We start from the raw sequence: 17,970 nt of genomic DNA on the forward strand, positions 1-17,970 counted from the left end.
TCAGGAGGCAATCACAATGACGAACAAATTAAGCTTTAAGGTAGACGGACAGGTACTTACGATGGAGCGGGTTTTTGACGCACCGCATGCACTCGTGTTTGAAGCCCATTCCACGGCTGAGCATTTGAAGCATTGGTGGGGACCGAATGGCTGGATTTTGTCGGCTTGCACAGTCGATTTCCGTCCAGGCGGCGTATGGCATTACTGCATGAAATGCATCGACCAGAACCAAGGGGATTTTTTCGGCTATGAATCATGGGGCAAGGCCGTATACAAGGAAATTGTAACGAATGAGAAAATCGCCTACGTAGATTATTTCTCCGATGCCGAAGGCAATGAATCCGCGGACATGCCGTCAGCTAACGTCACCATGACGTTCGAAGCGACGCAGGATGGCAAAACCAAATTCGTGAGCGTGACCCGCTACCCAACGGAGGAAGCACTCAAGACGGTAGTCGAAATGGGAATGGAGCAGGGCATCAGCGAAACATCGGATCGTCTGGTCGCCTACTTGGAAGAGCTGAAATCATCCTAACGCCAATACAGCTTGGAAAAATAAAGCCAGCAAGCTGCCCGCTGCCGTTCAGACTGCTGCTCAACTATAGAAAAGACAAGCGCTGCTGAATCGGCAGCGCTTGTCTTTTTATTTTCCAGCCTGTTGGTATGACCATTATCTGGACATGTTTTACTTCGTTTCTGGCTGCACCTGGGCTGCTTCCGCAAGGGGGGCAGCTGGAGCTTGCAGCATTTCCAGCCCGTTCATATAGGGACGAAGCGCTGGCGGAATATAAATCGAGCCGTCTTCCAGCTGATGATTTTCCAGCAGCGGAATAAGAATGCGCGGCGTTGCGACCGCCGTGTTGTTGAGCGTGTGGCAGTAGCGCAGCTTGCCTTCGGCATCGCGATAGCGAATATTCGAGCGCCGCGCCTGAAAATCATGCACATTCGACGACGAATGCGTCTCGCCATAAGCTTGCCTGCTCGGCATCCACGTTTCAATGTCGAATTGCTTCACATTTTTTTGCGACATATCGCCGGTACATACCGCAACAACGCGATAGGGCAGCTCCAGCAATTGCAGCAGCTGTTCCGCATTCGCTGTTATTTCGTGGAGCAGCGCCTCCGAACGGGCAGGATCGGCTTCGCAAATCACAACCTGCTCAACCTTGGCAAATTGATGCACGCGGTAGAGGCCGCGCACATCCCGGCCAGCCGAGCCGACCTCGCTGCGGAAGCAGGCGGTTGCGGCAGTAAGCCGAATCGGCTCGGCCACATCGACGATTTCATTATCGTAATAGGCGACTAGCGGTACTTCCGAAGTCCCGATCAGCCAGCGATCTTCGCCGTCGATCCGGTATGCCGAATCCGTTCCCCCGGGGAAATATCCCGTATTGTACATCGCTTCCTCTCTTACCATCAGAGGCACATCAAGCAGCGTAAATCCGCGCTCCAGCAAGTAATCGAGCGCAAGCTGCTGGACCGCACGGTGCAGCAGGGCACCTGCCCCTTTCAAATAGTAGCTGCGCGAGCCCGCCGTCCGAACGCCGCGATTTATATCTATCATGCCGTGGAGCTCGCCAAGCTCTACATGATCCCGCAGCGCAAAAGCGGGGGCCGGAATGCTGCCGATTCGGCGCAATTCCACATTGTCAGCATCCGACCTGCCGATAGGCGTATCTGTCGAAGCCGGATTCGGCACCTCCAGCATAAGCTTGCGGAATTGCTGCTCGGCTTCAAGCAGCTGCTCCTCGCAAGGCTTTAGCAGCTCATTAATTTTCGCTACTGCCTGCTTCAATTGCTCGGCCTGCTCTTGCTCCGTCCATTGCGGCGGTTCGAACGCCGCCTGTTGCTGCTTTGCCCCGTGCTGCTCCGCTCCTTGCTTCTGCTGCCTCGCATTTGCGCTCTGCATCAGCTTCCCAATGCGCTGCGAATGCGCATTGCGCTCCTGCCTAAGTTCGTCCGCCTTCTGCTGCAGCTCGCGTCTGTGGCTATCGGCGTCCAGCAGATGCTGAACGTTAAAATCCAGCCCCTTATGCTCCGCCGCTTGCTGCACCAGCTCTTTGTTTTCGCGAATCCATTTCATGTCCAGCATGTTACCGCGCTCCTTCACCTTTTAAATAAAAACGCAAAAAACGCCCCTCATCCTTTTGGGACGAGGAGCGTTAAACTCGCGGTGCCACCCAACTTGACCGGACGGCAGTGCCGAACGATCCGCTTTGGTTCCGCGATAACGGGCGGGCCCGGTTAACTTAGGAGAAGTGCTAAACATCTCTCTTGACGAGAACGCCTCGGAGTTGGATTCTCGTCATCAGCAAGTCGTTGTAATGAAATTAGATGTATTATAGCGCGCGCTGCTGATGAAAGCAAGGCTGAATTATTTTAACCAAGCATCAACCAGCTCGGCGTTGCCTTCAACCCAGGCTTTAGCTGCTGCTTCTGGCGTTTCGCCGCCTTGAATAGCAACCATGACCTTCGCCATATCCTCCGGCGTCCAGTTGAACTTGTCGAGGAAAGCATAAGCTTCCGGTTTGTCCTCTTTCAGTCCTTTGCGTACAATCGTATGAATTTGTTCCGCGCTGCCGTATACATTTTTCGGATCATCCAAATATTTCAGATCCATCTTGGCGAACATCCAATGTGGTGTCCAACCCGTTACAACGATCGGCTCCTTATTGTCATACGCCTTCTGAAGCTCCTGCGACATTGCAGCGGACGAGCTTTCAAGCAGCGTCCATTTATCACGCAGGCCGTATGCATCGAGCGCTTTCACCGAAGCCATCATAAGTCCGGCACCCGGCTCAATGCCAATAATTTTATAGTCCAGCTCGGGACCCGTCTTATCATTCAAATCCTCGATGCTGTTGATGTCCATATATTTAGGAACGACAAGTCCGGTTTTGGTGCCTTCTAGGTTAGCGCCGAGATCCTCATATTGCCCTTTATATTTATCTGCATAAGAGGCATGCGTGCTTGGGAGCCAAGCGGCAACGATTCCGTCTGCGCTTCCGTCGGAAATGCCAGCCCACATCGGCCCGGCATCCACTTGAAGCATTTCAACCTTGTAGCCCAGCTTCTGTTCCAACACTTCTTTAACGACATAGGTGCTCGCAATTTCTGAATCCCAAGCGACATAAGCAAGGGTAATGTTCTTGCTTCCGCTGGCGGAAGAACAGCCGGCGGCTAGAACAGCGAGCATAACGGCAGCAACTAGCATTTTCATTTTTTTCAACAATAACACTCCTTCTGAAAATCTTTCGATTGATCGAGCAGCTATCCCGCTGTATAGGCGGGAAGGGACTTGAGATTAATTACGCCTTTTTCGTACGGCGAATCGCATTTTGCGTCAAGCGGTCGAGGATAATCGCCAGTATAACGATGGCAATCCCCGCCTCAAAGCCAACTCCAGTGTTGCCCTGTGTCACCGCACGGTAAACGTACGAGCCGACACCTTGTGCGCCGATCATAGATGCGATAACGACCATCGAAAGCGACAGCATAATCGTCTGATTGATGCCCGCCATTATGCTTGGCAGCGCAATCGGCAATTGCAGCTTGATCAGCTTCTGCGATGGTGTAGAGCCGAACGCGTCCGCCGCTTCAGTCAGCTCTTCCGGAACTTGGCGTATGCCAAGATTGGTCATGCGAATCGTTGGTGGAATCGCAAAAATAATCGAAGCGATGACGCCAGGCACGACGCCAAGCGAGAAGAAGGAGACGGCAGGCAGCAAATAAACGAAGGCCGGCATCGTCTGCATAAAGTCAAGAATCGGAGTAACGATATTTTGAATGCTATTTTTACGTGCACACAAAATGCCAACAGGAACACCGACCACGACTGAAATGAGGGCAGAGGTCAGCACAAGCGACAGCGTCTGCATCGTTTGGCTCCAGTAGCCGAGATTATCAATGATGAGCAGGCCGACAAACGTAAACAGCGCCATGCGCCATTTGCCGAGAAACCAAGCTGCTGCGGTAAAAAGAATAATGAGCACGATCGCCGGGAAAAAGTCGAGAACGGTATTTAATCCGCCAACCGTTTCGCCAACGACCACTTTAATTAGCTTGAAGAAGGGGCTGAGATGGGTTTCAAGCCATGTTTCCAGCGCCCCAATCCAGTCCGCTAAAGGGATTTTGGGTATATTCATGCTTTAACACCTGCCTCTATTTCGGTATTGCCTGCGAGTGCGGCGAGCACTGCGCCTTTAATGACGATGCCCTTTAATCGGCCATTTTCACCGATGACTGCAACGGGCAATCGGGCATTGCCCATCAGCTCAAACAGCTCATTGAGCAGCGTATCGGGGGAGACGGTCGGAACATCACGCTGGGTCAGCGATTCGAGTGACAGTCCTTCCTTCAAAGCTTTCGCAGCATCGTCAGCCGTAATGACACCAAGCAAGCGCATTTCCCTATCTACCATGTACAAGCTGGAAATGCTTCTGGCACGCATGAGTTGGAGCGCAACGCGCGGTCCTCTCTCATTCGTAATCGTCTCGGCCTTCGCCATCACATGAGAGGCGGTGAGCACCTTGGACAAATCGACGTCCTCAACGAAACGCTCGACATATTTATTGGCCGGCTGCATCAAAATTTCTTCCGGCGAGCCGATTTGCACGATGCTGCCATCTTTCATTAGGGCGATTTGGTCGCCAATGCGCAGCGCCTCATTCAAATCATGGGTAATGAAGACGATCGTTTTTTTCATCTTCGATTGCAGCTCCAGCAGCTCATCCTGCATATCCTTGCGGATAAGCGGATCAAGGGCGCTGAACGCTTCATCCATTAGCAGTACCTCTGGATCGCTGGCAAGTCCCCTTGCAAGGCCTACGCGCTGCTGCATCCCGCCGCTTAGCTGCTCGGGATAACTGTCGCCGTAGCCTTTCAAGCCGACAAGCTCTAAAGATTGGATTGCCATTTCCCGGCGCTTTGACTTATGAATGCCTTGAACTTCAAGGCCGTATTCGATATTTTGCAGCACGGTGCGATGCGGGAACAGCGCAAACTTCTGAAATACCATCCCGACATGCTTGCGCCGAAATTGTCTAAGCTGCTCAGCCGTCATTTTCAGGACATCCTTGCCATTAAACAGCACCTGTCCGCCCGTCGGCTCAATTAAGCGATTCAATAAGCGAACGAGCGTCGATTTGCCGCTGCCCGATAAGCCCATAATGACAAAAATTTGTCCGGCTTCTATCGAAAAATTAGCTTGATTCACCCCGACAGTCAGCTTCGTTTCTTTTAAAATCTTTTCCTTTGACCAGCCTTTATCCAGCAGCGGTATCGCTTTTTTTGGATCCGCTCCGAAAATCTTGGTCAGCTTTATAGCTTCTATAATAGCCATGTAGTACCCCCTCCACGATCCTTGGCACAGGAAGCGAGGTGGACGCTATATCATAACGCTTAATCACCAAGCTTCGAGTGTTCGTCTGCTTACAAGTGTAGTTGGATAACAATGTACTGGTCAAAAGGCGTGAGCCTCTGTATAATTTGTACAGTTATAACTTTACAAACTTTTCGTACAGAATACTCCTGATAACTCCCTTTTTCATATCAACATGTTTCTTTACATTTCCCTAGACGTTTGATTACAATACATGTTGTAGGATGAATGGGACACGCCACTCCTCAGGAGGAACGACATGGATGAACTTGCAGCATTAACAGAAGAGCAGCAGCAGCAGTTGCTGAAGACGCGTCGGCGCGTCATTGAATCAATCGGCAAAAACATGGATCTATATGGCATAACGTTGTCCATCGGGCATTTATACGGCAATATGTATTTCAACCGCGAGCCTGTCACGCTGGACGAAATGAGTGCTACGATGGGAATGAGCAAAACGTCAATGAGCACCGGAATGCGGACGTTATACGATCTGAAAATGATCAATAAAGTATGGGGCAAAGGCTCACGCAAAGATTTGTATGAGGTGGTGCCGGATTGGCATGAAAACTTCACGGACTTCTTCTCTATTAAATGGAGGAAGGCTGCGGAGCAAAATGTGCTCGCCCTAACCCGTTCTCTTAAGGAAATTGAACAGCTTGAGAACAACACGGAGCAGTCCGAAGCCTTTCTGGATGTGCTAGCTAGCGACAGGCAGAAGCTTCAGGAAGCCCTTGCGTATTACAAATGGCTGGGACGCCTCATTGATGCTTTTGAATCAGGAGAAATTTACAAGCTGATTCCGAAGGAAGAGTAGACAGCAGAATTTCGCACAACATAGCATACGTATAAAAAACATAGGTTTCGTGCAAGGCCGGTTGAATACAACCGGTCTTTTCTGCGTCTCCCTGTGGGGTTTAGTGTAAAGAGAAGCCACTATAACCGATATAGTTACTAGACGTTTTTATCTACTATAATTTGGAATGGGGGATTTGCATTGCTTCATGCGCTTCTCGTTCATGACCACGTAATCGAAAGAGCGATTATTACGGATGTGTTCACAGAACAAAATATACAAATCTCGGCTGAGAGCAGGCTGGAAGACGCTTTGCTCTGGTTCAAGCAGGGCGACGAGGCTGACTTATGTCTTATTGACGCTTCTCTGGCAGAGGATGCTGAAGCCGCGTGCCGCGCTATTCGTGAGGCAAGCGGCAGCAAGGAGCTATACATACTCCTACTGCTTGACATCAAGGCCAGGAGTCAGCTGGAACGGCTCTACACAGCTGGGATGAATGATTATTTATTGCGGCCCTTCGCCGCTGTAGAGCTTAAGCATAAGCTCTGCATGCTCATGCAGCTGAGAAAATCAGAGGCCGGGCTTGTAGAGACGGAGCTGGCGATGCTGCGTGCGAAGATTAAGCCGCATTTTTTGTTTAATGCAATCGGCACAATCATTTTCATCAGCAAGCGTAATGCCGAGGAAGCGAGGGGACTGCTTCGCAGCCTGAGTGAATTTTTGCGCAGCAGCTTTGATTTTGAGAATCAGGCGGAGGCAGTTTCATTCAAGGTCGAGCTTGCACTCGTCAGCGCCTATCTGGATTTGGAGAAGGCTAGATTTGGCAGCCGTCTGCAGGTGAATTACGAGCTCGGAGCGACGCAGTTTCACCTGCCACCCTTTGTCATTCAGACGCTGGTGGAAAATGCGATTCGCCATGGCATTACAGCCAAGCTCATTGGCGGCACGATTGAAATTATTACGCTCTCCGTTCCTGGGGGCATCCGCGTCATTATTAAGGACGATGGAGTCGGTATTCCGGAGGAGCAGCTTGAAAGCTTCATGCGCTTAAGGAAGCAGCCGCCAGGCAGGCGTTTGCCAAGCGGGCAACAGCTGCGGCAGGGAATTGGGCTTGCGAATACAAACGAGCGGCTGCTTCGCCATTTTGGAACGGGACTACATATTAGACGGCGCGAAAGCGGAGGCACGACCGTTACCTTTTTGATACCAGCACAGGGAGGGATTTGAAATGTTGAACGTCGCGGTGGTGGATGATGAGCACTGGGCGCTTGAGGAAATGAAGGAATATTTATCGAACTGTGAAGGAATCGGCTCCATTCAGCTTTATGATGATCCGCTGGAGGGGCTTGCGGCCATTAAGCGCGAGCCGCCGGATGTCGTGTTCATAGACATTTACATGCCGCAAATTTCTGGTCTTATGTTCGCGGAGGAAATGCTCGCTTATTGCCCAGGGACGGCTACCGTATTTGTCACGGCATTTGACAATCATGCGTTGCAGGCTTATGAGCTGAATGTGGAGGATTATATTTTGAAACCGGTAGCCCCGCAGCGGCTTCAGCGAACGGTGGAGCGTGTACGTCAACGCAGAATTGGGAGAAATAAATTGGCCGCCGAGGCGGTAAAGCAGAAAGACAGAGTCGACGTTCAATGCTTCGGCAAGCTGAACCTGTATGGGACAGCAGGTCCCGTCAAATGGAAGGTGCTGAAAACGAAGGAGCTGTTCGCGTATTTATGGACGAACCGGGAATGCCGCGTGGAGAATATTATGGATGATGTTTTTCCTGGAATGGAAGATACGAAGGCAAGGGCATACATTCACACCTGCGTGTATCAACTCCGTCAGCTGTTGAAGCGTAATGGGCTGGACGGGAGGGTTCGGATTAAATCGCTGCGGGAGAAGTATATTTTGACTGCCGAGCATATGTCCTCAGATATGCTTGAATTTCAACAGCTAGCGAAACGTGCGGTCGACATGGGCAGCCTATTTTTGCTCCGACAGGCGGTGAACTTATACAAGGAGGAAGTGCTGACTGACATTCAGAGCGTCTGGGTTTATCGGCTGCGCGAGCATTATAGGCTTATCGGAGGCCTGGTTGTGGAGCGGCTTGTCGAGGAGCTGCTGAATCAGGGAGATATTCTTGTAGCAACGGATTATGCGCTCGAATACTTAAACAAGGAGCCTTACGATGAGGGGGCCTTATGGCTCGTAGTCCGCTGCTATAAGAGAGGAGGCAATCGGGTGAAGGCCGACACCGTATTTAAGCAGTTTTGCAAGCGCAGTGCAGGGGAGCTTGGAGCTTGTCCGCATGCCGAGCTTGTAGACCGATATGAGTCGCTAATGCTATCAACCTGATAGGGGATAATAAGAAGCTGCCTTTTGTCTGAGACAAAGGTAGTTTTTTTGCGCTTTTGAGAAGATTATGAAAAGTTTCCTAAATTGATCAAGTTAACGCGTAATGCTAATTAAATTCGTTAAAATGCTACAAAAATCGACAAAAGATTCAGTTATGATTCAGAGATGTTTGTTATTGTGTAGGAAATAAGGCGCAGCAATCAGCAAAACGGGAGGACTGAAGATGTAAAATTTGGTGGAGAAGAGACCATTATGGCGCTTCAGTGCGGGGCGGTTGATTTTGTCGCCAAGCCGTCGGGAGAGCTGTCAGCCGATATATATAAAGTAAAGTCAGAATTGTGTAAAAAATAAAAAACGCAACCGGAGCGCCGATAGTTGATCGGGGAACCGTCGATTATGTGCTGCCCATTGAGCAGATTGGCAGAAAGCTGCTGGACGTTACCAAAGGCAGAATATGAAAGGGGGTGAAATCATGCAGGGGGTAGAGCAAATGCAGTATGTACAATTTGGCGTAGGGGAAGAAAGCTATGGCATACGTATAGCTGAAGTTCATGAAATTATACGTATGCAGGAAATTACCGAAATACCGAATTGCCAGTTTTATGTGATGGGTGTCATTAATTTACGCGGCAAAATTATTCCGGTTATTAGCCTGCGAGCGTTATTTTCACTGGATGAGGATGTGTATTCAAAAGCGACGCGAATCGTCGTTGTTCATCATCAGGAGGAGTCGATCGGCATTATTGTGGATCGGGTGTACAAGGTTACGTCGTTTCACGATATTCAGCCACCGCCGGAGCGGGTAGGCGGCATTAACGGTGCCTATTTTACAGGAATCGGTCTTACAGAGTCAGAATTGGTCGGCATATTAAAGATCGATGAGGTGCTGCTGCGCGATTAATGCTTCTTGCTTCACATGGCATACTTCAAGCAGCAAGGGAGCTCTTAAGTCAACGCTTACAAGGTGGTGCATATGTTCGATAACTCGGAATTTAGGCAAGTGTTTCTCGAAGAGCTTGAGGAACAAATTATGACGATGGAAGAAGAGATTTTATCTTTGGAAAAGCAAGGCTCTCATTCTGAGGGCATTCAGCGGCTTTTCCGGGCGGCACATACGATTAAAGGCTCTTCCGCGGCAATGGGCTATATGGAGCTCAAGCAGCTAACCCATGAATGGGAGCATCTGCTTGATATGCTGCGCAATGAAGAGCTTGAGATGACACGGGAATTAACGAATTTATTTTTTCAATGTCTCGACTTTATTAAAGATTTGCAAAACAGCATTATCCACGAGGAGCTGCTGCCGGACCCTTCGGCGGTCATCAAGGAATTGGGACGCTTCTCGAAAGCAAATACGGAATCAGTCGCGGCTGCAAAGGAATCAGCAGGCGAAGCTTTGCCGGAAGAGGCGAAGCAGTTGCTGCGAGAATATATACATAGCGGTCAAACCGTATATACAATTACCGTCAAGCTGACTGAGGACTGCATGATGAAGCTCGCTCGCATCAGCATTATTGATATTTCCTTGCGTGCGTTTGGCGAGGTGCTGTGGAATGAGCCCAATATGAAGCTGGTGCAGGATGATCAGGATATTCATGCGATACGGTGGCTGATTGCCACTCAAGAGGTGGAGCCAGATGCTCTTGAGCTGGCGGTAGCTGGGCTGATGGACGTGCAGAGCGTAAGGGTGGAGGCAGCGATGCCGTCCCAACCGGAGGCTGAGACAGCCGCAGTTTTGGAGCTGGAACAGGAGAACGTGGACATGCTGCCCGGTTTTGCCGTAAGCGTAGCGCAGGATGAAGCAGACAAGACGCAGCAGTCCAAAGCGTCAGTGAAACAGCAGACGATTCGCGTCAACGTGGAACGACTGGAAAATGTACTCGATTTGCTCGGAGAGCTAGTAATCGACCAAACCCGCTTGAAGCAGGCCATTCAAACACTGCATCAAGCATATGGGTATTCCGAGACGATGGATGACCTCGGCGAAATCAGCGATCATCTGTCCAGATTGATTGGCAGCCTGCAGGAAAACGTACTAAAAGTACGGATGCTGCCGATCGAGCAGCTGTTCAGCCGTTTCCCGCGCATGGTCCGTGATTTGGCGCAAACGCTGAATAAAAGCGTTGATCTGCAAATGGTCGGCGGCGATACAGAGCTTGACCGCACGCTTATTGAAGAGGTCGGCGATCCGATGATTCATTTGATCCGCAACGCGGTGGACCACGGTATTGAAATGCCGGAAGAGCGGGTTAAATGCGGCAAGCCTGAGCAGGGAACAGTTAGAATAAGCGCGGCGCATGAGGATAATCAGGTTGTTGTTGTCGTCGAGGATGATGGCGGCGGCATTGATACGAACAAGCTGCGTAAATCCGCTGTTGCCAAAGGTGTCATCACCGCAGAGGAGGCGGCACTGCTCGATGAGCATAAGGCGCTGCGCCTTATTTTTCACCCAGGCTTCTCAACGGCCTCCCAGCTTAGCGATGTATCGGGCAGAGGCGTGGGCATGGATATCGTGCGGACGGATATCGAGCGGCTTGGCGGAATTATTGATATTGATACGTCCGTCGGCGTTGGAACGAAGTTCACGATAAGGCTGCCGCTGACGCTTGCCATTACAACGGGCTTGCTCGTCAAGGCGAGCGACCAAACGTTTATTTTGCCAATGAGCGCCGTTGTGGAAATTATTCGAGTCGATACAAGCACGCTCAAAATGATAAAAGGCTCGCCGGTTATTAAAATCCGCAATCAGATCGTACCGTTCGTATGGCTGCATGAAATGTTCGGCTATACACGCACGGAGGGCAGACCCGACAAAATTCCGGTCGTAATGATCGGCAGAGCGGAGCAGCGGCTGGCTATTGCGGTCGATCAGCTGCTTGGCAATCAAGAGGTCGTTATTAAAACGCTTGGTTCCTATGTGGGCAAGGTGGACGGTATTTCAGGAGCAACGATTTTGGGCAACGGGCGAATTGCGTTGATTTTGGAAATTGGCGGCATTATGAAAAAAGCAAGCGGCATCAGCTAGAACGTCGTTTGCCAGATCTGCAAGAAAACAAACTAACAGCAAATATTAGATAGAATAGGGAGGGTATTTGATATGAATTGGTTCTACAACTTGAAAATCAGTGTCAAATTAATATCCGCTTTTCTGATTGTTGCGATTATTTTAGGTGTCGTAGGTTTATTCGGTATTTATAATTTGAATAAAATGCATGCGTCGCAGGATGATATGTATTCCAATAATTTGATTCCTGTTAAAGAAGCTTATGAGGCGCAGGTCAACTATACCAGTATGCGGGTTCAAATCCGAAGCCTGTATATGCATGATACGGAGCAGAAAATGCAGGCAGAGCTTGCTACAATTAGGGAAACGACAACACATGTCGAGCAGGCTGTTGAAAAATATAAAGCAACGAATATGAGCGATGATGCTAAAAGGATCATTGATAGCTTTGATACGGATTGGAAAGCTTATTTGGTCATTTACAACCGGGGTATTGAACTCAATAATTCCGGCGATGATGCCGCGTTTAAAAATTTGATCAGTAACGAATTAAAAACGCAGGGTGATATTGTTTTCAAGATTCTTGAGGATAGCATCGAGCTTTCGATTCGTGAAGCGGACGCAGCGAACCAGAAGGGGGCGGAAGCATATAATAGCGCTTTGTTGATTACAATTGTCATTGTGGTGCTGGCATTCCTGCTGAGCATTATTTTCGGAATCGTGTTGTCCCGGATGATTTCGAAGCCGCTCAGCCGTATCGTTGTTCTGGCGAGAAATGTGGCCGACGGCGATCTGCGTGAAAAGGTAGACATCCATACGAAGGACGAGGTCGGCAATCTTGCAAGCTCCTTCAACCATATGATTGACCGTTTGAACGGAACGGTTAGCGGTATTATTGAATCATCGCACAGCGTAGCTGCGGCTGCAGAGCAAATTTCGGCTGCTACAGAGGAAATTGCCGGCGGGAGCACAGCTCAAGCATCGGCGGCACAGACGATTCATGAGCTGTTCAGCGAGCTGACGATGGCCATTCAATCGGTCGCTCAAAGTACAGAGCAAGCATCAGAGCTATCGGATTCCGCGATGAAAATTGCTAGAGAAGGCCGCACCATTATCGACAACTCGGTGAAAAGCATGAATGGCGTGCGCGAGCAAATGTCCCAGCTGGAGCAGGATTCCCATCAGGTTGGCGATATTATCGAGGTCATTGAGGATATCGCCGATCAAACGAACCTCCTTGCGCTGAATGCAGCCATTGAAGCAGCACGGGCAGGCGAACAAGGACGAGGCTTTGCTGTTGTAGCCGATGAGGTACGCAAGCTGGCGGAGCGAAGTGGCGAAGCGACGAAGAAAATTACGGTCATTATTCAAGGCATGCAGCAAAATACGAAGCGCAGCGTGAATGCAGTTGAGGAAAGCGCAACGCTGTCGGAGAAAACGGGAGAAGCATTCGAGCGTATTACGAAGATGGTCAACGATACAGGCCATCGCGTATCCGAAATTGCCGCAGCGAGCGAAGAGCAGGCGGCCCAAGCGACAAACGTGTTGACTACCGTTGAAAATGTTTCCGCTGCTGCCGAGGAGTCCGCAGCGAGCAGCGAAGAATCCGCAGCGACCGCGCAATCGCTGGCCCAACTGGCGGATGATCTCCAGCATACGGTGTCGATGTTTAAGACGGCGTAGTTGCATAAAGTTTTTTAGCAGCTGAGATTACATGCCCAGGTGCGAATGTGAAGCTCACATAAAAACCCTAGGGGATTCGCACCTCAGAAATTGTAGAAGCATGTCGATTTTGAGCTATTTCAAGAAAAGTCAAGATTTGATCTAGATTTTTCTAGTATTATATTTATTGTAAAATGAGGTGATTGATGCCATGATGGGATCAATCACTTGTATTTTCGCTGTCGCACTCCGTACGGAGTGCGTGGATTGAAACCACTAAATATAAGGAGCCAGCAAAAGGAACCGTTGGTCGCACTCCGTACGGAGTGCGTGGATTGAAACTACTGGCTTGCCGCCTTTCGCTTTGCTGAAATGCGTCGCACTCCGTACGGAGTGCGTGGATTGAAACCTGTACATCCGAATACGCTCGCCAATCGCTGTCAACGTCGCACTCCGTACGGAGTGCGTGGATTGAAACCCTGACAGGTTTGTCCGGCATAATGTACACACCAGTCGCACTCCGTACGGAGTGCGTGGATTGAAACTTCTCGTTGATAATCGTTGAAATATCTTGGGGAAGTCGCACTCCGTACGGAGTGCGTGGATTGAAACGCCAGCGTCCGCAGCTTCTACGATATCCGCGAATCGGTCGCACTCCGTACGGAGTGCGTGGATTGAAACTCGAGTCGCCCGAGCAATGGAAACAACGCTGCTCGTCGCACTCCGTATGGAGTGCGTGGATTGAAACTGTGCAGCCCATGGGAGATAGGTTGATGCAACTGTCGCACTCCGTACGGAGTGCGCAGATTAAAGTTGCAAAAAGTAAGACTATTTTTACTCTCAATCTGCTTCTACATATATCGCACTAAAACTAACGTTCTTATCTTTCTTGGAAAAGAACGCCCCAAATACAAAAAACACCCGAAACCGCTAGTACAGCGATTTCGGGTGTTTTTTGCAATGCCCTTTTACTATTTAATATACACGCTGCCGAACGGCAGCACTTCACGCAGCAATCGCTTGAAGAAGCCGTCGTTTTGCAGCGGATGCTCCAAATCTTTTCCATGCGAGCCCGTCTGAATAAGGACAGGGCCGCTGCCGGTAATTTTCCACTGGACGTTCATGTTCTGGCTCGCCAGCTGATTGCCGTAGACGGCAAGCTGGATGCTCGCATTGGCGGGATAAGCGACGAGCGAGCTGGTATTTACAAAAAGCGGCCGCTCCTTGTCCAACTGAAGCACCGCAATGTCGCCGCTTGTGATGACCCCAAGCTCGCCGGGGCCGGAGAAGCGCATCCGCACCAACTCGCGGGTGATCCACACATTTTTCATTTTCTGAATGACGCTCTTGAGCTGCATGCCGTCTGTGAAATAGAGCACGTGGCGGTAGTCGAACAGCAAATCGCTTTCCGGTCCGATGGGGATCGTCTCCAGCGAGCAGCCCGGCGGCAAGCCGATAATAAATTCGGAGGGGCCGCTCAGCAGGGCGCGCACCCATTTCTTTTTGCGATAGACGCCTGCCAAATTCATAAAACGATCCTCGCGCTGCTGCGGTGCGCCTTGGTAAGCAATAATCGCTCCCGGATGGAGCACATGGAGCTTGTCCGCTTCCTGAAGCGTCACCTTCACATGTCCAATCGGCGCGGGGGAGGTTGCTTTCATCCGCTACACTCCTCTGCCGACATGCTTCTGTTTGCGCCAAACGAGATAGCGCCAAACGCGAAGGGAAAGAATATAGGCGAAAATAATAATCATAATGATGATTGCTGTATTGATGAGCTTTTGCGTAAAGCTGGCTTGCTTCTGCTTGATTTGCTCCATTTCTTGTATAAGCGTGTTGTTCTGTTCCATTAGCTGCTCGTTGGTTTTGCGGAACTGCTCGTTCTGCTGCATGAGCTCCTCTTGCCTGGCTGCGTATTGCTCTGCACTTTGCAGCGATTCGGTGAGCTGCTCCTTCTGTGCATCAAGCTGCTGCTTGGCATCCATATATTGCTGCTCCAGCGCGTCGATTTTTTCGGGGGCGGAGAAAATGCCCTTTATGTTGCTCCACATGCCTGCTTCGGCAACCTGATGCGGAAATAACAGAAATAGCAAGGACATGAATAATAGAGTAGAAACAAGGAATGGCGCTTTTGGCAACGTTGATCCCTCCTCAGATATTGCGATAGCTTTAGTGTAGCTTCTTTTTTGCCCATTTGCTAGATTGGCTGGACAAGTTTATCGAAAGAACGATTTTTTTCGACAGCATCCATGCGGGCAGCAAAGCAATCTAAAGAGTTATACGACATTAAATGAGGATTGGTAACGATAGAAAATAATAGAATTACAATTTTACTAGGATGTTTATGCAAACTTCAATATATCGAAGCTTGGTTTTTTAGGGAAGGAGTTGTCTCCACGATATAAGTGTGTTAAAATACCAATTAACCAAACATCCTATGTTTGATAAATAGATGAAATGAGGACTGACGTATGCTTCAGAAAACAAATCGATTGACGCTGGTCGAGCAAGTCGCATTGCAAATGGAAAGACAGATCGAGTCCGGCAAGTGGGCGGTGGGGATGCGTATTCCGGCCGAGCCGGAGTTGATGGTCGAGTTGAATGTTAGCCGCAATACATTGAGGGAAGCCGTTCGGGCTTTGATCCACGCGGGACTCTTAAAGACGAAGCAAGGGGACGGAACGTACGTCAGCTCTTCGAGCGCGCTGGGAGTGGTGCTGCAAAAACGAATTATGCGCTCCGATACGCTGCAGACGTTGGAAGTCCGGCATGCACTCGAACGCGAGGGAGCCCATCTGGCTGCACAGCGTAGAACGGACGAAGAGGCGCGCGAGCTTCTTCTCCAACTGGAACGCTGGGAGGGGGCGGCAGCACGCGGTGACATGGATGCCATTGTTACGGAGGATATCCGTCTTCACCAAGGCATCATCGCGGCGTCTCATAATGAAATCTTGATTGAATTGTACAACCATATCGCGGACGCGTCACAAGATTCGATTACAAGCTTGACTCGTTATGAAGCCGATGGGGATTTCTTGGAGATGCACCGGCAATTGGTTCAAGCGATTGTCGATCAAGACGCCGATCGTGCCGTGGCAACGGTTCACCGTTATATTGCGGAATCGAAAGCAGTTCTTGAGGTCAAAGGAGGCGAGCGGCTATGAGCGTAACAAGCGATACGAAGTCAATGATGGCGAAGAAGTCTTTGTCGCTGGGTTGGCCGATCATCCTCGGCATCGTCCTGATCGCACTGACAATGCGGTCGCCGCTAACGTCGGTAGGCCCATTGGTCGGCTCGATTCGCGAATTCCTCGGACTGTCGAATGCTGCGGCAGGTCTGCTCACTACACTGCCGTTGCTTGCTTTCGCGCTGCTTTCACCGTTCGCACCCTTTCTGGCACGCCGCTTGGGGGCGGAGCGGACCCTGCTTTATGCGCTGGTTTTACTCATGGCGGGTATCGCGATCCGTTCGTTGACCGCAACCGCTTCGTTGTTTGCAGGCACTGCTTTGATTGGGCTGGCGATTGCGGTGTGCAACGTGCTCATTCCAAGTTTGGTCAAACGGAATTTTGCTCATCAAGTCGGCCTCATGACCGGCGTGTACTCCGTGTCAATGAATTTATGCGGGGCAATCGCATCCGGTGTCAGTGTTCCGGTCGCCCGTGACCTCGGTTTCGGCTGGAATGGCGCGCTCGGCATATGGGGCATACTCGTTCTGTTGGCCGCGCTGTTCTGGTTGCCTCAAGCCCGGGCGAGTCGGGCGGCTGTTGGGGCAGCGACGAGCGGTGCATCGAAGCGTGGAAGTCTGTGGCGTTCGCCACTGGCATGGATGGTTACGATTTTTATGGGGATGCAGTCTCTCTTGTTCTATGTGCTGATCGCTTGGATGCCTGAAATCATGTCAAGCCGGGGCTTGAATGAAGACAGCGGCGGCTTGCTGCTGTCGCTGTTTCAGATGGCCGCGCTGCCCGTTGCGTTCATTGTGCCGATCGTGGCGGGACGCATGAAGAACCAACGTTTGCTGGTCATCATCATGTCGGTTCTGTTGTTTGTTTCATTGGGAGGTCTTTATTTCGGAGGAAATGCGTTCATTTCGTTGTGGACCGTTTTACTCGGAATTGGCGGAGGATGTGCGTTCAGCTTGGCCATGATCTTTTTAAGCTTGCGCACGAAAGATGCCTTCGATTCCGCTGCTCTTTCCGGCATGTCGCAATCGGTTGGCTATTTGCTGGCGGCAACCGGACCGATCTTGTTCGGTCTGCTTCATGATATTACGGCAAGCTGGAAGCCCCCGCTGTTGCTGCTGCTTGTCGTTAGCGCTCTGCTGCTCCTGTCCGGCCTCGGCGCCTCCAGAAATCGCACGGTATAAGGCACATGAAAGAAAAAACAGACCCAAACAACTCCGTGAATGAATGAGTGGATGAATGGATGAAGAAAAATAGGCAGAGCAGCGTCAGCCATCTCCCAGGTCAGCCGGAATACCATTCGCAAAGGGTTGCGCAAACTGGAAGACTCTATACCCGGCTGACGGTCAAAGTCATTCACGAATTGCAGATTCGCGAGAACGGCTATACGAAGGAAGAACTGCCCTCGTGTGATTGTATGGTTCTACTAATTTTTTGAGTCTGCCTAAGCGGACAGGATGCTCTTCTGTCAATAGAGTGGACACGCCCATTATGCTATTTTTTCGTAATAAAGCTGTTCGAAACGCAAGGGTGACATGTAGCCAAGCGTGCTGTTTGAACGTTTTCGGTTATAAAAGAACTCCAGATACC

At 50.3% G+C, this 17,970-nt stretch carries 15 protein-coding genes, 1 pseudogene and 1 CRISPR repeat array; of the genes and pseudogenes, 10 read left to right on the top strand and 6 right to left on the bottom strand.

All coding sequences use genetic code 11. The features are described from left to right. Positions 1-16 precede the first annotated feature (16 nt). The gene (locus tag AC50X8_RS14655; protein WP_494859357.1) at positions 17-535 is read left to right on the top strand and encodes an SRPBCC domain-containing protein; all 519 of its coding nucleotides are present in this window, start codon (positions 17-19) and stop codon (positions 533-535) included. A gap of 150 nt (positions 536-685) precedes the next feature. Here AC50X8_RS14655 and serS read toward each other — a convergent pair whose 3' ends face one another. The 4 genes from serS to AC50X8_RS14675 form a co-directional block, all read right to left on the bottom strand. After that, positions 686-2,092 (bottom strand): serine--tRNA ligase, encoded by a 1,407-nt coding sequence (serS, locus tag AC50X8_RS14660; RefSeq protein ID WP_494880201.1) that lies wholly within the window; start codon positions 2,090-2,092, stop codon positions 686-688. Between the two features lie 282 nt (positions 2,093-2,374). Next, on the bottom strand, positions 2,375-3,220 hold the full coding sequence (locus AC50X8_RS14665; protein WP_494880223.1) for a glycine betaine ABC transporter substrate-binding protein: 846 nt from the start codon (positions 3,218-3,220) through the stop codon (positions 2,375-2,377). Between the two features lie 88 nt (positions 3,221-3,308). Next, positions 3,309-4,145: an ABC transporter permease gene (locus tag AC50X8_RS14670; protein WP_494880202.1), complete on the bottom strand. Its 837-nt coding sequence runs from the start codon at positions 4,143-4,145 to the stop codon at positions 3,309-3,311. Further along, entirely contained in the window at positions 4,142-5,341 is a 1,200-nt protein-coding gene (locus tag AC50X8_RS14675; RefSeq protein ID WP_494880203.1) for a quaternary amine ABC transporter ATP-binding protein, read from the bottom strand. Before AC50X8_RS14675 ends, AC50X8_RS14670 begins: the two co-directional genes overlap by 4 nt. A gap of 298 nt (positions 5,342-5,639) precedes the next feature. Here AC50X8_RS14675 and AC50X8_RS14680 point away from each other — a divergent pair, with 298 nt between their 5' ends. From AC50X8_RS14680 to AC50X8_RS14710, 7 genes and pseudogenes are all read left to right on the top strand, one after another. Beyond that, the gene (locus AC50X8_RS14680) at positions 5,640-6,197 is read left to right on the top strand and encodes a GbsR/MarR family transcriptional regulator (protein WP_056042783.1); all 558 of its coding nucleotides are present in this window, start codon (positions 5,640-5,642) and stop codon (positions 6,195-6,197) included. A 180-nt stretch (positions 6,198-6,377) separates the two neighbouring features. After that, the gene (locus AC50X8_RS14685; RefSeq protein ID WP_494880204.1) at positions 6,378-7,403 is read left to right on the top strand and encodes a histidine kinase; all 1,026 of its coding nucleotides are present in this window, start codon (positions 6,378-6,380) and stop codon (positions 7,401-7,403) included. A gap of 1 nt (position 7,404) precedes the next feature. Continuing rightward, a complete protein-coding gene (locus tag AC50X8_RS14690) occupies positions 7,405-8,529 on the top strand; it encodes a response regulator (protein ID WP_494880205.1) in 1,125 nt (374 codons plus the stop codon). A gap of 234 nt (positions 8,530-8,763) precedes the next feature. Continuing rightward, positions 8,764-8,877 (top strand): annotated as a pseudogene (locus AC50X8_RS14695) (chemotaxis response regulator protein-glutamate methylesterase); the annotation flags it as partial. 124 nt (positions 8,878-9,001) lie between these two features. After that, positions 9,002-9,430, top strand: a complete 429-nt coding sequence (locus tag AC50X8_RS14700) for a chemotaxis protein CheW (RefSeq protein WP_056042776.1) — start codon at positions 9,002-9,004, stop codon at positions 9,428-9,430. Positions 9,431-9,502: 72 nt separating this feature from the next. Continuing rightward, on the top strand, positions 9,503-11,554 hold the full coding sequence (locus AC50X8_RS14705; protein ID WP_494880206.1) for a chemotaxis protein CheW: 2,052 nt from the start codon (positions 9,503-9,505) through the stop codon (positions 11,552-11,554). Between the two features lie 72 nt (positions 11,555-11,626). Then, positions 11,627-13,216, top strand: a complete 1,590-nt coding sequence (locus tag AC50X8_RS14710) for a methyl-accepting chemotaxis protein (RefSeq protein WP_494880207.1) — start codon at positions 11,627-11,629, stop codon at positions 13,214-13,216. Positions 13,217-13,436: 220 nt separating this feature from the next. Further along, positions 13,437-14,009: direct repeats of the CRISPR family, unit length 33 nt; unit sequence GTCGCACTCCGTACGGAGTGCGTGGATTGAAAC. 157 nt (positions 14,010-14,166) lie between these two features. Here the strand turns inward: AC50X8_RS14710 and AC50X8_RS14715 are convergent. Further along, complete coding sequence (locus AC50X8_RS14715; protein WP_056042767.1) at positions 14,167-14,856, bottom strand: AIM24 family protein; 690 nt, start codon at positions 14,854-14,856, stop codon at positions 14,167-14,169. A 3-nt stretch (positions 14,857-14,859) separates the two neighbouring features. Further along, on the bottom strand, positions 14,860-15,333 hold the full coding sequence (locus AC50X8_RS14720; protein ID WP_494880208.1) for a hypothetical protein: 474 nt from the start codon (positions 15,331-15,333) through the stop codon (positions 14,860-14,862). 333 nt (positions 15,334-15,666) lie between these two features. Between AC50X8_RS14720 and AC50X8_RS14725 the strand changes: the two genes are divergently transcribed. Beyond that, complete coding sequence (locus AC50X8_RS14725) at positions 15,667-16,359, top strand: FadR/GntR family transcriptional regulator (protein WP_056042764.1); 693 nt, start codon at positions 15,667-15,669, stop codon at positions 16,357-16,359. Next, positions 16,356-17,564, top strand: coding sequence for a CynX/NimT family MFS transporter (locus AC50X8_RS14730; protein WP_494880209.1), 1,209 nt, complete (start codon positions 16,356-16,358; stop codon positions 17,562-17,564). The genes AC50X8_RS14725 and AC50X8_RS14730 overlap by 4 nt, the downstream gene beginning before the upstream one ends. Positions 17,565-17,970: the final 406 nt, after the last annotated feature.

The organism is Paenibacillus sp. JT22N15 (genome assembly GCF_059383755.1).

Excerpts from the sequence above, each read along its gene's own strand:
- AC50X8_RS14730 (WP_494880209.1), top strand. The coding sequence starts at position 16,356 with ATGAGCGTAACAAGCGATACGAAGTCAATGATGGCGAAGAAGTCTTTG.
- AC50X8_RS14690 (WP_494880205.1), top strand. The coding sequence starts at position 7,405 with ATGTTGAACGTCGCGGTGGTGGATGATGAGCACTGGGCGCTTGAGGAA.
- AC50X8_RS14705 (WP_494880206.1), top strand. The coding sequence starts at position 9,503 with ATGTTCGATAACTCGGAATTTAGGCAAGTGTTTCTCGAAGAGCTTGAG.
- AC50X8_RS14700 (WP_056042776.1), top strand. The coding sequence starts at position 9,002 with ATGCAGGGGGTAGAGCAAATGCAGTATGTACAATTTGGCGTAGGGGAA.
- AC50X8_RS14725 (WP_056042764.1), top strand. The coding sequence starts at position 15,667 with ATGCTTCAGAAAACAAATCGATTGACGCTGGTCGAGCAAGTCGCATTG.
- AC50X8_RS14715 (WP_056042767.1), bottom strand. The coding sequence starts at position 14,856 with ATGAAAGCAACCTCCCCCGCGCCGATTGGACATGTGAAGGTGACGCTT.
- AC50X8_RS14675 (WP_494880203.1), bottom strand. The coding sequence starts at position 5,341 with ATGGCTATTATAGAAGCTATAAAGCTGACCAAGATTTTCGGAGCGGAT.
- AC50X8_RS14670 (WP_494880202.1), bottom strand. The coding sequence starts at position 4,145 with ATGAATATACCCAAAATCCCTTTAGCGGACTGGATTGGGGCGCTGGAA.
- AC50X8_RS14665 (WP_494880223.1), bottom strand. The coding sequence starts at position 3,220 with ATGAAAATGCTAGTTGCTGCCGTTATGCTCGCTGTTCTAGCCGCCGGC.
- AC50X8_RS14680 (WP_056042783.1), top strand. The coding sequence starts at position 5,640 with ATGGATGAACTTGCAGCATTAACAGAAGAGCAGCAGCAGCAGTTGCTG.
- serS (WP_494880201.1), bottom strand. The coding sequence starts at position 2,092 with ATGCTGGACATGAAATGGATTCGCGAAAACAAAGAGCTGGTGCAGCAA.
- AC50X8_RS14655 (WP_494859357.1), top strand. The coding sequence starts at position 17 with ATGACGAACAAATTAAGCTTTAAGGTAGACGGACAGGTACTTACGATG.
- AC50X8_RS14710 (WP_494880207.1), top strand. The coding sequence starts at position 11,627 with ATGAATTGGTTCTACAACTTGAAAATCAGTGTCAAATTAATATCCGCT.